Annotated in this window: 14 protein-coding genes; 9 read left to right on the plus strand and 5 right to left on the minus strand. The window is 65.1% G+C overall.

Annotation, left to right across the window (positions count from 1 at the left end; genetic code table 11):
• Positions 1-94 precede the first annotated feature (94 nt).
• From AC0IYS_RS04375 to AC0IYS_RS04390, 4 genes are all read left to right on the plus strand, one after another.
• The gene (locus AC0IYS_RS04375; RefSeq protein WP_471704025.1) at positions 95-1552 is read left to right on the plus strand and encodes a KamA family radical SAM protein; all 1458 of its coding nucleotides are present in this window, start codon (positions 95-97) and stop codon (positions 1550-1552) included.
• 171 nt (positions 1553-1723) lie between these two features.
• Positions 1724-2974, plus strand: coding sequence for an MFS transporter (locus AC0IYS_RS04380; protein WP_471708792.1), 1251 nt, complete (start codon positions 1724-1726; stop codon positions 2972-2974).
• Between the two features lie 4 nt (positions 2975-2978).
• Positions 2979-3899: a 2OG-Fe(II) oxygenase gene (locus AC0IYS_RS04385; protein WP_471704026.1), complete on the plus strand. Its 921-nt coding sequence runs from the start codon at positions 2979-2981 to the stop codon at positions 3897-3899.
• 31 nt (positions 3900-3930) lie between these two features.
• Positions 3931-4782, plus strand: a complete 852-nt coding sequence (locus AC0IYS_RS04390; protein WP_471704027.1) for a fumarylacetoacetate hydrolase family protein — start codon at positions 3931-3933, stop codon at positions 4780-4782.
• Positions 4783-4902: 120 nt separating this feature from the next.
• Here AC0IYS_RS04390 and AC0IYS_RS04395 read toward each other — a convergent pair whose 3' ends face one another.
• On the minus strand, positions 4903-6234 hold the full coding sequence (locus AC0IYS_RS04395) for an aspartate aminotransferase family protein (protein WP_471704028.1): 1332 nt from the start codon (positions 6232-6234) through the stop codon (positions 4903-4905).
• 125 nt (positions 6235-6359) lie between these two features.
• Between AC0IYS_RS04395 and AC0IYS_RS04400 the strand changes: the two genes are divergently transcribed.
• From AC0IYS_RS04400 to AC0IYS_RS04415, 4 genes are read left to right on the plus strand one after another with little or no spacing between them, the layout of a single operon-like run.
• The gene (locus AC0IYS_RS04400; protein WP_471704029.1) at positions 6360-6914 is read left to right on the plus strand and encodes a carboxymuconolactone decarboxylase family protein; all 555 of its coding nucleotides are present in this window, start codon (positions 6360-6362) and stop codon (positions 6912-6914) included.
• Between the two features lie 35 nt (positions 6915-6949).
• Positions 6950-7258, plus strand: coding sequence for a hypothetical protein (locus tag AC0IYS_RS04405; RefSeq protein WP_471704030.1), 309 nt, complete (start codon positions 6950-6952; stop codon positions 7256-7258).
• Positions 7258-7782 (plus strand): PIN domain-containing protein, encoded by a 525-nt coding sequence (locus AC0IYS_RS04410; protein ID WP_471704031.1) that lies wholly within the window; start codon positions 7258-7260, stop codon positions 7780-7782. The genes AC0IYS_RS04405 and AC0IYS_RS04410 overlap by 1 nt, the downstream gene beginning before the upstream one ends.
• Positions 7783-7822: 40 nt before the next feature.
• Positions 7823-8842 (plus strand): serine hydrolase domain-containing protein, encoded by a 1020-nt coding sequence (locus tag AC0IYS_RS04415; protein ID WP_471704032.1) that lies wholly within the window; start codon positions 7823-7825, stop codon positions 8840-8842.
• Here the strand turns inward: AC0IYS_RS04415 and AC0IYS_RS04420 are convergent.
• The 3 genes from AC0IYS_RS04420 to yjgA form a co-directional block, all read right to left on the minus strand.
• On the minus strand, positions 8826-9491 hold the full coding sequence (locus tag AC0IYS_RS04420; protein ID WP_471708793.1) for an alpha/beta hydrolase: 666 nt from the start codon (positions 9489-9491) through the stop codon (positions 8826-8828). The two genes, AC0IYS_RS04415 and AC0IYS_RS04420, sit on opposite strands and share 17 nt — an antisense overlap.
• A gap of 112 nt (positions 9492-9603) precedes the next feature.
• Entirely contained in the window at positions 9604-10251 is a 648-nt protein-coding gene (gene mog / locus AC0IYS_RS04425; RefSeq protein ID WP_471704033.1) for a molybdopterin adenylyltransferase, read from the minus strand.
• 3 nt (positions 10252-10254) lie between these two features.
• On the minus strand, positions 10255-10857 hold the full coding sequence (yjgA, locus tag AC0IYS_RS04430; RefSeq protein ID WP_471704034.1) for a ribosome biogenesis factor YjgA: 603 nt from the start codon (positions 10855-10857) through the stop codon (positions 10255-10257).
• Between the two features lie 94 nt (positions 10858-10951).
• Here yjgA and pmbA point away from each other — a divergent pair, with 94 nt between their 5' ends.
• Complete coding sequence (pmbA, locus tag AC0IYS_RS04435) at positions 10952-12304, plus strand: metalloprotease PmbA (RefSeq protein WP_471704035.1); 1353 nt, start codon at positions 10952-10954, stop codon at positions 12302-12304.
• A 104-nt stretch (positions 12305-12408) separates the two neighbouring features.
• Here the strand turns inward: pmbA and AC0IYS_RS04440 are convergent, their stop codons facing one another.
• Positions 12409-13539 carry a M14 family metallopeptidase gene (locus AC0IYS_RS04440; RefSeq protein WP_471704036.1) on the minus strand — a complete coding sequence of 377 codons (1131 nt, stop codon included), beginning with the start codon at positions 13537-13539 and terminating at the stop codon, positions 12409-12411.
• Positions 13540-13712 lie beyond the last annotated feature (173 nt).

The following is a 13712-nucleotide window of genomic DNA, read 5'->3' on the forward strand; positions in this document are numbered from 1 at the left end:
TTCCAAGTGTCACTTGATTTTCGGCAATTTCAATGGCCCATGGGCAGCCTACGATTCAGTTTCCGCCACCCCACAAAAGCGATAGGAAACCGCCATGACCACCAACCTGAATTCGTCCGGGACCCCAAGCGCCGCGCAGGCGCCGAAGTTCAAACCCTTCATCCGCCAGACCATCGCCAATTCGCGCCAGTGGGAATGGATACCGCCCGAGTTGCAGGAGGCGGTGCAGGTGGTGTCGCATGTGCTGCCGTTCCGCACCAACGAATACGTGCTCGACCATCTGATCGACTGGAACAACATCCCCGACGATCCGATCTACCGCCTGGTGTTCCCGCACAAGGACATGCTGCAGGCGGACGACTACGCCCAGCTGCGCGAACTGGTGCTGGGCCACGCCAACCAGCCGGCGATGGCCGAACTGGTGCGCAAGATCCGCCTGCGCATGAACCCGCACCCGGCCGGACAGATGACGCACAACGTGCCGCGCGTAAACGACGCGCCGGTCAAGGGCCTGCAGCACAAGTACAAGGAGACGGTGCTGTTCTTCCCCAGCGCCGGCCAGACCTGCCACGCCTATTGCACCTTCTGTTTCCGCTGGCCGCAGTTCGTCGGCATGGACGACATGAAGTTCGACGCCCGCGAGTCGCACGAGCTGGCGGCCTACCTGAAGCTGCATCCGGAGGTGACCGATGTGCTGATCACCGGCGGCGATCCGCTGATCATGAACACCCGCTCGCTCGAGGCCTATATCGAGCCGCTGCTGGTGCCGGAGCTGGCGCATATCCAGAACATCCGCATCGGCACCAAGTCGGTGGCCTACTGGCCGCAGCGCTTCGTCACCGACCGCGACGCCGACGATTTGCTGCGCCTGTTCGAGCGGGTGGTCGCCAGCGGCAAGAACATGGCCATCATGGGCCATTACAACCACGCGGTGGAGCTGCGCTCGGAGATCGCCCAGCGCGCCGTCAAGCGCATCGTCGGCACCGGCGCCACCCTGCGCATGCAAGGCCCGCTGATCCGCCACATCAACGAAGATCCGAAAAGCTGGGCCGAGCTGTGGCAGACCGGCGTGCGCCTGGGCGCGATTCCCTACTATATGTTCGTCGAGCGCGACACCGGCCCGCGCGAGTATTTCGAGCTGCCGCTGGCGCGCGCGCACGAGATCTTCCAGGAGGCCTATCAGATGGTGTCGGGCCTGGCGCGCACCGTGCGTGGCCCGTCGATGAGCGCCTTCCCCGGCAAGGTGGTGATCGACGGCGTGGCCACCATCGGCGGCGAAAAGGTGTTCGCGCTGCAGTTCCTGCAGGCGCGCAATCCGAACTGGGTGCGCCGTCCGTTCTACGCCAAGTACGATCCGAACGCGACCTGGATGGACCATTTGAAACCGGCCTTCGGCAAAGAGAAATTCTTCTTCGAGGAGGAGGGCGGCAGCCGCAGCGAGTACGGCATCGAGACGCCCGGCCACCGCAAGGTGATTCCGCTGATCTCGGCGCGGCAGGAGGCGGCGGCCGCCGCCGTGTCCGCCGGTTGCAGCGCCCCCAACGCCGCATAGGGTGACGCCATGCTGACCCGGGAACGGACGCGGGAGGACATGGTGTGCATGCCGCCACCCCAGACCCGCAATGCGGCCACAGGGGTCGGACCCCGTACGGGGTCCGACCCCGCGCCTCCGGTTTGCGGGTTGGGGGCGCCGCCGCCCAAACTGTCGGGAAGCGCCGTGTTCATGCTGGTGTTCCTGCCGTTCGCGCTGGGCCACTTCCTGTCGGCGCTGATGCGCACCGTGAACGCGACAGTGGCGCCGCAACTGGTGAAGTCGCTCGCGCTCACGCCCGGCCAACTGGGGCTGCTGACCAGCGCCTTCTTTTTCGCCTTCGCGCTGGTCCAGCTGCCGGTCGGCATCGCGCTCGACCGCTGGGGGCCGGCCAAGGTCCAGCTGCCGATGCTGATCGTGGCCGCGCTGGGCGCGCTGGCTTTCTCCGGCGGCCACACCTTCGCCGAACTGCTGGTGGCGCGCGCCGTCATCGGCCTGGGCGTGGGCGGCTGCTTCATGTCGGCGGTGAAGGCAATTTCGACCTGGATCGCGCCGTCGCGCATGCCGTCGGTGCAGGGCTACCTGATCGCCGTCGGCGGCCTGGGTGCGGCCTCGGCCACCTTGCCGGTGCGCCTGGCCTTGCACTACACCGACTGGCGCGGCCTGTTCGTCGTGCTGGCCGTGGCGGCCGTGACCACCGGCCTGCTGATCCGCATGCTGGCGCCGTCGCCGCCGCTGTCGCCGCCAGGATCGGGTAAAGGATCGCTGCTGGCGAAGATGGGCGAGGTCTACCGCCATCCGGCTTTCCGCGAGGTGGCGATGCTGGTGCTGATCCCGCACACGGTATTTTTCGGCATGCAGGGCTTGTGGATCAGCCGCTGGCTGACCGACGCCGCCCGATTTTCCGACGAGGCGGTCGGCTATCTGCTGTATCTGAGCATGGCCGCTATCATCTTTGGAGCCATCGCGGTGGGCATGATCACCGAGTGGGCCGGGCGCCGCGGCGTGCCGCCGATCCGCGTGGCGGCGGCCGGCGTGGCCCTGTTCATCCTGGTGCAACTGGGCTTTGTGTTCAACTGGCCGCCCAGCTACCAGACCCTGTCGGTGCTGTTTACGCTGGTGGGCACGGTGACCGGCATCGAGTACGCGATCGTCGCGCAGAACCTGCCCGGCAGCTTGACGGGACGCGCCGCCACCTGTCTGAACCTGCTCATTTTCCTGGGCGCGTTCGCGGTGCAGGCCGGCTTCGGCATGGTGGTCGGCTGCTGGCGGCCCAACCTGCTGCAGCAGTACCCGGCGCAGGCCTACCAGGTCGGCTTCGCGGTGCTGGTGTTGCTGCAGTTGCCCGGATTGGGATGGTTCGTGTGGCGGCGCTGGAGACGGCCGTCCGGTTCCGGTAGAATGGACCTCCATTCCGGCAACCCGGCGACCAGCCCTTCATGACGCGATGACCAAACTTCAACAGGCCCAGAACGGACACGGCGCGGACAACGCGTTCACCTCCCTGCCGCGCAGTTGGCAGGATTGGATCAAGGAGAATCTGGCGCGCGCGTGCAGCCCGCTGGACATGGCCAACAGCATGGCCCGTTCGGGCCAGTACAGCATGGCCGCGGCCAGCGCAGCCATCGACGAAGCCCTGCGCATGCGGGCGCGGGACGATGGCGGCGCCGCCGGCGAGCCCGGGCCGCCGCAAAGCGTGTTCGTGGCGCCGCAGCAGATGCCCTTCATCGACATCGAACGCAATCGCGTCGCCGCCCCGGACCGCGAGGTCGAGCTGCTGTTCGTGCTCAAACAGCCACAGGTGATCCTGCTCGGCAATGTGCTCAGCATGGAGGAATGCGACGCCATCGTCGCCCACTGCGGCACGCGCTACACCCGCTCGACCGTCACCGGCGAGGCCGACGGCGCCAGCGTGGTGCACGAGGGCCGCACCAGCGAGATGGCCTTCATCCAGCGCGGCGAGGCCGAGGTGGCAGAGCGCATCGAACGGCGCCTGGCGGTGCTGGCGCACTGGCCGGCCGAATGCGGCGAACCGTTCCAGCTGCAGAAGTACAACAGCACGCAGGAGTACCGGCCGCACTTCGACTGGCTCGACCCGGACAGCAGCGGCCACCAGAGCCACCTGCAGCGCGGCGGCCAGCGCCTGGCCACGTTCATCCTGTACCTGAGCGACGTCGAGCAGGGCGGCGGCACCGTCTTCCCCGGCATCGGCCTGGAGGTGTACCCGAAAAAGGGCAACGCGCTGTGGTTCCTCAACACCGACGCCAACCACCAGCCGGACCGGCAAACGCTGCACGGCGGCGCGCCGGTGGTCAGCGGCACCAAGATCATCGCCAACAAATGGTTGAGACAGGGACGCTACGGTTAGAATGTCGCAGACATCTTAACCAAGGAACTGTATGAGACTTGTGCGTTACGGCCGTCCCGGCAAAGAGAAACCAGGCCTGATCGATGACGAAGGCAAGCTGCGCGACCTGTCCGGCGTGATCGACGACATCGGCGCCGAGCAGCTGTCGCCCAAGGCGCTGCGCAAGCTGGAGAAAATCGCCCACGCCTCGCTGCCGCTGGTGCGCGGCAATCCGCGCTACGGCGTGCCGATCGCCCGCGTCGGCAAATTCATCGGCATCGGCCTCAATTATTCCGACCACGCGGCTGAAATCGGCATGCCGGCGCCCAAGGAGCCGGTGGTGTTCATGAAGGCCGTCACCTGCGTCAACGGCCCGGACGATCCGGTGATGCTGCCGCAAGGGTCGAAGAAGACCGACTGGGAAGTGGAGCTGGGCGTGGTGATCGGCACGCGCGCGCAATACGTCAGCGAAGCGGACGCGCTCAAGTACGTGGCCGGCTATTGCGTGGTCAACGACGTCTCGGAACGCGCCTTCCAGCTGGAGATGGGCACGCAGTGGGACAAGGGCAAGGGTTGCGACACCTTCGGTCCGATCGGCCCGTGGCTGGTGACGCAGGAGGATATCTACGATGTGCAGAAGCTCGATCTGTACCTGGATCTGAACGGCAAGCGCATGCAGACCGGCTGCACCGAAACGATGGTGTTCTCCGTGGCGCAGATCATCAGCTACCTGTCGAAGTTCATGACGCTGGAGCCGGGCGACGTGATCGCCACCGGCACGCCGCCGGGCGTCGGCCAGGCGCGCAAACCGCAGCGCTTCCTGAAGAAAGGCGACACCCTGCGCCTGGGCATCGCCGGCCTGGGCGAACAGCAGCAGGACGTCATCGCCTGGCAAGCGCGCTGAGCGTTTCAGCACGCCGGGGTCAAGTCTGACAATCGGACACGGATTGAACCGTCGCGGTGGCTTTACTGACGGGGTCGTGTCCGAATGTCAGACTTGACCCCGATTTTGCGCGGCGTTGCGTCACAACACACTGGCAAACGCCTGCGTGACTCCATCCCCAAGCCGCGTGGTTATCTCCGCCAGCTCCGCCTCGGTGCTGGTGAACGGCGGCGCCAGCAAGATATGGTCGCCCAGCCGGCCATCGATGGTGCCGCCCATCGGGTACACCATCAACCCCACCGCCATCGCCTGTTCCTTGATCGCCGCGTGCAGCTTGAGTTCCGGATCGAACGGCGCCTTGCTCTCGCGGTCCTTGACCAGCTCCATCCCGATAAACAGCCCGCGCCCGCGAATATCGCCCACATGCGGATGCTCGCCGAACGCTTCGCGCAGCATGCGGCGGAAGCAGGCGCCGCGCACCGTCACTTCGCCCAGCAGGTTGTCGCGCTGGATCACCTTCTGCACCGCCAGCGCGGCGGCGGCGGCGATCGGATGGCCCATGTAGGTGTGGCCGTGCTGGAAGGCCCCGCTGCCGTCGCGCAGGCGCTCGACGATGTGGTCGCGCGCCAGCACCGCGCCGATCGGCTGGTAGCCGGCGCCGAGGCCTTTGCCCAGCACCACCAGGTCGGGCAGGGCGCCCTCCTGCTCGAACGCATACAAGGTGCCGGTGCGGCCCATGCCGCACATGACTTCATCGGCGATCCACAGGATGCCGTACTGGTCGCACAGCTGGCGCACGCCGCGGAAGTAGCCCGGTGTCGGCGGCACGGCGCCGGAGGTGGCGCCGACCACCGTCTCGGCGCAGAAGGCGATCACGCGCGACGGTCCGGCGGCAAGGATGCGCGCTTCCAGCTCGCGCAGCAGGCCGTCAGTGTAGGCGTCGACGCTCTGGTCCTTGGCGCGGTGGCGGTATTCGTAGCAGGGCGACACGCGCGGCACGTTCATCAGCAGCGGCTCGAACGGACGGCGGCGCCACTCGTTCCCACCGATGGCCAGCGCGCCGAGGGTGTTGCCATGATAGCTCTGGCGGCGGGCGATGAAGACGCTGCGTTCGGTGTCGCCCGCCTCGACGAAGTACTGGCGCGCCAGCTTGAGCGCCGTCTCCATCGCCTCCGAGCCACCGGAGACGAGGTAGACGTGATTGAGGTCGCCGGGGGCGTCGCTGGCCAGGCGCGTGGCCAGTTCCTCTGCGGGCTCGCAGGTGAAGAACGCGGTGTGGGCATAGGCGTTGCGGTCAATCTGGTCGTGCATCGCGGCCAGCACGTCGGGGTGGCCGTGGCCCAGCGACGAGACGGCGGCGCCGCCGCTGGCATCGAGATAGCTGTTGCCTTGGCTGTCGCGCACCGTCAGCCCGGAGGCACTGACGGCCAGCGGCGGCGGGCGGCGCAGGTTGCGGTGGATGATGTGGCTCATGGCGTCCTTTCTGGCGTGGGGAAGAGTGTGACCGACAGCAGAAGATAGCGCCGATCGGCTTGTATTCCCTTGATAAATGCCGGAACATAAGTGAATTGTTTCCCAAAGCCACAAGGAAGAATGTTATGAACGATCGACTGGGACCGATTCCCTTCGCCCACATGAGCGCGAGCCAGCAGGTGGCGGCGCAGGCGGTCATCGACGGCCCGCGCGGCGCGTTGTACGGGCCGTTCGTGCCGCTGATCCGCAGCCCGGAGCTGATGGCGGCGGCGCAGCGCATGGGCGAGTACCTGCGCTACCGCAGCGCCATCGGCACGCGGCTGACGGAGCTGGCGATCCTGGTGACGGCGCGCCAATGGAGCCAGCAGGTGGAGTGGGCGATCCACGAGCCGATCGCGCGCGACCACGGCATCGCCGACGGCGTGATCGCGGCGATCGCGGCGCGCCGGCGACCCGAGGACATGGCGCCGGACGAAGCGCTGGTGCACGATTTCTGCGTGATGCTGCACCAGCGCCAACGGATCGACGACGACACCTACGCGGCGGCGCTGGCGCTGTTCGGCGAGCATGGCGTCGTCGATTTGATGGGGATCAACGGCTACTACACGTTTTTGGCGATGGTGATGAACGCGGCGCAGACGGAGGTGCCGGCATCGGCCGCCGTGCCGCTGCCGGAATAGCTTTATACTGATGCCTAACGTTCAAGGGGTTGGTCATGGCGGAAATCAATGTGAAGGAGGCGGTCAAAGCCGCCAAGGACGCGTTGCTTGAGTTATACGAGGATGATCCTCCGAAGGCAATGGCCTTGGAGGAGATCGAGAAGGTCCAGGACAACGGGCGTCAGCTGTGGGCGGTAACGCTGGGCTTTCTACGACACAATGGGGTAGTCATGCAGACCCAGAACACTATTGGCGCCATCTTTAATCCGGCGCCCAGCCAAATCGACCATCGCGTTTATAAAACGGTCTTTATCGATGCGGCTTCGGGCCAGTTTGTCAAAATGGATATTCGGCAGGTTTCGTAATGTCCAGCCTGGAGCAACAACTGCTCAAGTTGGTGAGCAAGCATAGCGCTCGTGGCATTCTTATCGATACCAATGTCTTGCTGTTATACCTATTCGGGAAGTTGTTGCCATCGGCGATAGGCCAAAAGCGCTTGTCCAAATATGGCATCGACGATGCGGATCTGGTATCCCAGTTTGTTGGCCGGTTTGGTCAAATTCTTACTACACAGCACGTGTTGACCGAGACTAGCAATTTGGCCAGACAGATTGTTGGCGGCGGCTTAAGGCACGAACTGTCGCTGCGGCTCTATCCATGGTTTTGCCTGGAAAGCCCCGGCTTGATCAAGTCATGCCATGTGGATGGCCCGGCGATCGATGCTAATCTGTTCGCGCGACTAGGATTAACCGATGCCGGTTTGACTTCCTTGGTGCAGACGAATACCTTGTTGTTGACGGACGATCTCGACCTATACATATCCGCAGTCTCAACTGGGGGCGACGCCATCAATTTTACGCACATGCGGGAGGCGGCAGGCACGGTGTAGCGCTAGAATGGCACTTCAAATCGTATAGTTCTGGAACGTAATGCCCTCATCTTTATCCGCCTATTTCTCACGCTTACAATCCACCTTGCCGCCCGACGGCCCCGGTTTCAGCGCCGTGGTAGTACGAGACGGCGAGGTCGTCTTTGAGCTGCATCATGGTTTGGCGTCGCTGGAGCTGGAGGTGCCGTTGTCGGCCCGGTCGGCGTACTACCTCGCGTCCGAGTCGAAACAGTTCATGGCTGCGGCTATTTTGGCGCAAGTGCGGGCGGGCGCGATCGGACTCGATGACGACGTCCGTCCCCATCTGCCGGAGCTGGCCGGCTTCGAACAGCCGTTCGCGTTGCGCGGCCTGCTCAACCACAGCAGCGGCATCCCCGACTATTTCCAGTTCCTGCAGTGCCAGCCCAACCGCCACGAGGACGACTACTTCTGCAACGCCGACATCCTGGCGCTGATCGCGCGCATGGATACGGTGGCTTTCCCCAGCGGCAGCGCACACCGCTACAGCAACAGCAATTACATCCTGCTGGCGGCGTTACTGGAGCGGCTGACGGGGCAAACGGCCGCGCGCCATGTGCGCGAGACGCTGCTGCTACCGCTGGGCATCACGCGCATGGGATTCGACGACGATCGCGGCGCCGTGCTGCCGCAGCGGGTGTCCAGCTACGAGATCGACGAGGCGCGCCCCGGCGGCTACCGTCAGCACCTGGGCAACGCCAACACGGTGGGCGATGGCGGCATGTACGCGAGCATTGGAGAACTGGTGTTGTGGGAGCGCGAATGGCACCGGCAGTGGGCGCAGCCGGACAGCCTGCTGCACGCGATGCTGCAACCGTCGCCGCTGGCCGATGGCACGGTGCCCGACTACCGCTTCGGCCTGGAGTGGACCCGGCGCTGCGGTCAGGACGTCATCTTCCACGGCGGCTCGCTATGGGGCTTTCATACGCTGCTGCTACGCCTGCCGCAGCAGCGCCTGTCGGTCATCCTGCTCTCCAACTCCGACCGCGTCGAGCCGGAGTGGGGGCAACTGGCCGACGCCTGTATCAGAGAATGCGCTTGAGCCAGGCGCTGATGTCGACGATTTCCTGCTGGCACAGCGAGTGCTGCATCGGGTATTCGTGCCATTCGACGTCGTAGCCGAGCTGCTTCAAGGCGTCGCGCGATTTCTCGGCCCGCGCCAGCGGCACCACCGGGTCCATGCGGCCGTGCGCCATGAAGATCGGCGTGGCCAGGCTTTCCTTGGTATGCTCGGCGCCGGCCTTGGCGGCGATCGGCAGGTAGCCCGACAGGCACATCATGCCCGCCAGCTTTTCCTTGTGGCGCAAGCCCGTTTGCAACGTCATCGCCGAGCCTTGCGAGAAGCCGGCCAGGATGATGCGCGAGGTGGGAATGCCGCGGGCGTTCTCGCGCGCGATCAGCGCTTCGACCTTCAGCTGCGAGGCGCGCAGGCCCGCCTCGTCCTCCTGCCGACCCAAGTCGCTGGCGACGATGTCGTACCACGAGCGCATGACGTAGCCGCCGTTGACGGTGACCGGCATCGTCTCCGCGTTGGGAAAGACGAAGCGGATCGACGGCAGGCCCCGCAGGTCGAGCTCCTGCGGCATCGGCGCGAAGTCGTTGGCGTCGGCGCCCAGGCCGTGCATCCAGATGATGGCGACGGTCGGATTGGCGCCGGTTTCTTTTTCGATCGTTTGCAGCAGCGTGCTCATGGGGCTCCTTGGGGATGCGGATGGTCGTTGGGCGAAATATAGCAGGCCGGCGGCGCCGGCGGCGCCCAGCCAGCGGCGGCGCGAGGCGCTTTTTGCCGCCACCGGATGTCGCCTAGGCGGCCGGCTGCGGGCGCAGCGCGGATTTCGGACGGAACGCCTTGCACACGGCCGGGTCGGTTTCCATGTAGGGACCGCCGATCAGGTCGATGCAGTAGGGCACGGCGGCGAAGATGCCGCCGGTAATGATGGCGCCGTCGGCGTCCTTCAGTCCGCCCAGGGTTTCGGCGATCGCCTTCGGCTGGCCCGGCAGGTTCATGATCAGGGCCGCGTGGTCCGGCGTCTCGCGGATCACCGCCGTCTGGCGCGACAGGATCGCGGTCGGCACGAAGTGCAGGCTGATCTGGCGCATTTGCTCGCCGAAGCCGGGCATTTCCTTGGTGCCGACGGCCAGCGTGGCCTCCGGGGTGACGTCGCGCCGCGCCGGGCCGGTGCCGCCGGTGGTCAGCACCAGGTGGCAGCGGTCGATGTCGACCAGGTCGGTCAGCGTCGCTTCGATCAGTGGCCGTTCGTCGGCGATCAGGCGCGTTTCAAGGCGATAGGGGGTGGTCAGCGTGCGCGCCAGCCAATCCTCCAGCGCTGGGATGCCCTGGTCCTGGTACACGCCGCCGCTGGCGCGGTCCGAGACCGACACCAGGCCGATGACCAGCAATTGTGCCGGATCGACAACGGGGACGCCTTCCATGGCTGTATTGCTCGTCATTCTTTACTCGTCATCTTGCTCGCTGTCGTCGGCGTCGTCGCCTTCGTCGGTGGCCGCCTGCTTCTTCTTGCCCTCGACCTGCTTGAGGATCTGGAAGATTTCGCGGTAAGCCTTCGGCGGCTTGTTCTCGGCCTGTTCCTTGCGCGCGTTGCGGATCAGCGTGCGCAGCTGCTGCACGTCCAGTTCCGGGTTCTCTTCGAGCAGCACGGTCAGCGCCTTGTCGTCGGCAAGCAACTTGTCGCGGCGGCGTTCCAGCGCGTGCATGGCGGCCGTCTCCGACTTGGAGGCGCCTTTCCAGCTGTCGATGGCTTTCTGGATCTCGGCCACTTCGGCCTCGTCGAGGGTGCGCATCTTCTTGCCGACGAACTGCATCTGGCGGCGGCGGCCCTCGTGGTTGGTGATTTGCTGGCACTCGAGGATGGCGTCGCGCACGTCCTCGGGCATCGGCACGCGCTTGACGCGGTCACGCGCCGCTTCGACCAGCGTTTCGCCCATTTTCTGCAGGGCGTCGGACTGGCGCTTCATCTCGGATTTGGAAGGGCGTTCGTATTCTTGCTCGAATTCGGTGGAGCTGAAGCCGACCGCGCCGCGATTTGGATTTACCATAATATCAACTTTCGGTGGGGCGTGTACCTGCCCCTGTAAACTGTAAACGACTGCTATGATAACTGTTTTAGTGGCCAACCGACGAAAACAGCCCATGAGCGACACCCATTTCACCCACACCCAGGACCAGTTAAGGCAGCTCGCGCGCGATGTGCTGGCGTTTGCCAAGGCGCAGGGCGGCACCGATTGCGCCGTCGAAATCAGCGAGGGCAGTGGTTTGTCGGTGTCCGTCCGCAAGAGCAAGATCGAGACGATCGAGCAAAACAAGGACAAGGGGATGGGCGTGACGGTGTTCATCGGCCAGCGGCGCGGCAACGCCAGCACCTCCGATTTTTCGCCGGCCGCGCTCAAGGCGACGGTGGAAGCGGCCTACAACATCGCCCGCTTCACCGCCGACGACGATTGCGCCGGCCTGGCCGACGAGGACATGCTGGAACTGTCGCCGCGCGACCTGAAGCTGTTTTATCCGTGGCACGTGAGCACCGAGGCGGCGGTGGCGCTGGCCCAGCGCGCCGAGGCGGCGGCGTTCGATGTCGATCCGCGCGTGACCAATTCCGAAGGCGCGAACGTGCACGTGCAACAGTCGCATTTCGTGTCGGCCAACTCGCGCGGCTTCATCGGCGGCTATCCGTTCTCGCGCCATACGCTGTCGGTGGCGCCGATCGCCGGCAAGGGTTCGAAGATGCAGCGCGACGACTGGTATTCGTCGGTGCGCGACGCCAACAAGATGTCGTCGCCGGAGGCCATCGGCCGCTACGCCGCCGAGCGCGCGCTGGCGCGCCTGAACGCGCGCACCATCGATACGCGCACCTGCCCGGTGCTGTTCGAGGCGCCGTTGGCCGCCGGCCTGCTGGGCGCCTTCGTGCAGGCGACGTCCGGCGGGGCGCTGTACCGCAAGTCGAGCTTTTTGATCGATTCGCTGGGCAAGCAGGTGCTGCCCAAGCATGTGCAGATCAACGAAGATCCGCACGTGATTGGCGGTGTCGGTTCGGCGCCGTTCGACGACGAGGGCGTGCGCACCGCCAAGCGCGAGGTGGTCAAGGATGGCGTGGTGCAGGGCTACTTCCTGTCGACGTACACGGGCCGCAAGCTGGGCATGAAGACGACCGGCAACGCCGGCGGTGCGCACAACCTGTCGCTGACGTCGACGTTGACGAAAAAGGGCGACGATTTCGTGGCGATGCTGAAGAAGATGGGCACCGGCCTGCTGGTGACCGAGTTGATGGGCCAGGGCACCAACTACGTGACCGGCGATTATTCGCGCGGGGCGTCGGGCTTCTGGGTCGAAAACGGCATCATCCAGTATCCGGTGGAGGAAATCACCATCGCCGGCAATATGAAAGACATGCTGGCGCAAATCGTTGCCGTCGGCACCGATACGCTGGTGCGCGGCAGCAGGGAGACCGGCTCGATCCTGATCGAGAACATGGTGGTGGCGGGCGGCTGACGCAAACCCAACCCGAGTGCCTTTGCCTATACGTATGCGACACCACTTAACGGTCGTACCCCTTGGGGTACGACCCTGTATGGACGTGCGGGTTTGCTAACAGATCACTGCTGCGCCAGCAACGACTGCAACACCGGCTGCAACACCGCGCGGCCCAGCTCGGCGCTGCGGGCGCCGTTCCAGCCCGTGTCCGGGTCCGGATCGTTGGCGTTGTCCTTGAACGGCATTTCCAGCGTCAGCGACAGGCAGCCGAACGCGTGGGTGATGTGCGGCGAGCCCATCGTCAACGTTTCCGGCGTGTACGGCGTTTCGCCGTAGCCATACTCGTCCTGGAAGTCCGGGCTGGCGATCAGGAAGTTGTCGATGAAATACTGTTGCGCCTCAGCCTGGTCCGCCGTGAACTCGGGCAACGATTCGCTGCCGGCCACAAACACATACGGCAAGCCTTCGTCGCCGTGGATGTCGAGGCACAGGTCGCAGCCGATCTCCAGCATCTTGTTCTTGACCAGGAACACTTCCGGGCTGCGCTCCATCGTCGGATTGAGCCATTCGCGGTTGAGGTTGGCGCCGGCCGCGTTGGTGCGCAGGTTGCCGCGCACCGAGCCGTCCGGATTCATGTTCGGCACCACGTAGAACACCGCTTCCTTCAGGCACTGGCGGCCGAACGGATTGGCCGGATCGAGCAGGGCGTCGACCATGCCTTCGACGAACCACTCGGCCATCGTCTCGCCCGGATGCTGGCGCGCGATGACCCACACCTTTTGCTCCGCTTCCGGATCGCCGATGACGAGCATGTTCAGGTCGCGCCCGTCGATGGTGCTGCCCAGGTCGACCTGCTTGACCAGCGGCGACAGTTGCGCATTGTCCAGCAGCGCCAGGTGGCGTTCCCACGAGTACGGCTCGAAATAGGCGTAGTAGACGCTGTCGTATTCCGGCGTGTGGTTGATCGTCATGACCTGGCCGTCATAGGTGGTCGGCACGCGGAACCAGCTGTCGCGGTCGTAGCTGGCGACGGCCTGGTAGTCCTTCCAGCCGTCCGGGTAGGCGGCCGAACCGGCGTTGAGGAAGCGCAGGTTCAACGGCGTCGCCCGGGCGCCCTGCACGCGGAAATAAAACCATTGCGTGATGTCGGCGTGGGAATCCTTGCGGATGTTCAGGTCGATGGCCGCCGGATCGTCGGCGCGCACGACTTCGATGGCGCCGGCGTCGAATTGCTGGCTGATTTTGATAGACATTGCGTAAGTCCTGGTGGATTCAGTGTAAAGAGTCGTTTTGCACTTTTGGCGCAGTGCCGACATCATACAGGCTCGCGGCGCGGCCGGGCGCCCGCCGATCGGCCGCTGGTCGGAGCGGCCCTGCGCCAGCGCAAGCCGGGGCCCGGCTGGTTTGCTAAGTTGAAGTGACTTCA

Source organism: Duganella sp. AC237, assembly GCF_979254035.1.

Coding starts and splice junctions, on each gene's coding strand:
- AC0IYS_RS04375 (WP_471704025.1), top strand. CDS start 95: ATGACCACCAACCTGAATTCGTCCGGGACCCCAAGCGCCGCGCAGGCG.
- AC0IYS_RS04380 (WP_471708792.1), top strand. CDS start 1,724: ATGCTGGTGTTCCTGCCGTTCGCGCTGGGCCACTTCCTGTCGGCGCTG.
- AC0IYS_RS04385 (WP_471704026.1), top strand. CDS start 2,979: ATGACCAAACTTCAACAGGCCCAGAACGGACACGGCGCGGACAACGCG.
- AC0IYS_RS04390 (WP_471704027.1), top strand. CDS start 3,931: ATGAGACTTGTGCGTTACGGCCGTCCCGGCAAAGAGAAACCAGGCCTG.
- AC0IYS_RS04395 (WP_471704028.1), bottom strand. CDS start 6,234: ATGAGCCACATCATCCACCGCAACCTGCGCCGCCCGCCGCCGCTGGCC.
- AC0IYS_RS04400 (WP_471704029.1), top strand. CDS start 6,360: ATGAACGATCGACTGGGACCGATTCCCTTCGCCCACATGAGCGCGAGC.
- AC0IYS_RS04405 (WP_471704030.1), top strand. CDS start 6,950: ATGGCGGAAATCAATGTGAAGGAGGCGGTCAAAGCCGCCAAGGACGCG.
- AC0IYS_RS04410 (WP_471704031.1), top strand. CDS start 7,258: ATGTCCAGCCTGGAGCAACAACTGCTCAAGTTGGTGAGCAAGCATAGC.
- AC0IYS_RS04415 (WP_471704032.1), top strand. CDS start 7,823: ATGCCCTCATCTTTATCCGCCTATTTCTCACGCTTACAATCCACCTTG.
- AC0IYS_RS04420 (WP_471708793.1), bottom strand. CDS start 9,491: ATGAGCACGCTGCTGCAAACGATCGAAAAAGAAACCGGCGCCAATCCG.
- mog (WP_471704033.1), bottom strand. CDS start 10,251: ATGACGAGCAATACAGCCATGGAAGGCGTCCCCGTTGTCGATCCGGCA.
- yjgA (WP_471704034.1), bottom strand. CDS start 10,857: ATGGTAAATCCAAATCGCGGCGCGGTCGGCTTCAGCTCCACCGAATTC.
- pmbA (WP_471704035.1), top strand. CDS start 10,952: ATGAGCGACACCCATTTCACCCACACCCAGGACCAGTTAAGGCAGCTC.
- AC0IYS_RS04440 (WP_471704036.1), bottom strand. CDS start 13,539: ATGTCTATCAAAATCAGCCAGCAATTCGACGCCGGCGCCATCGAAGTC.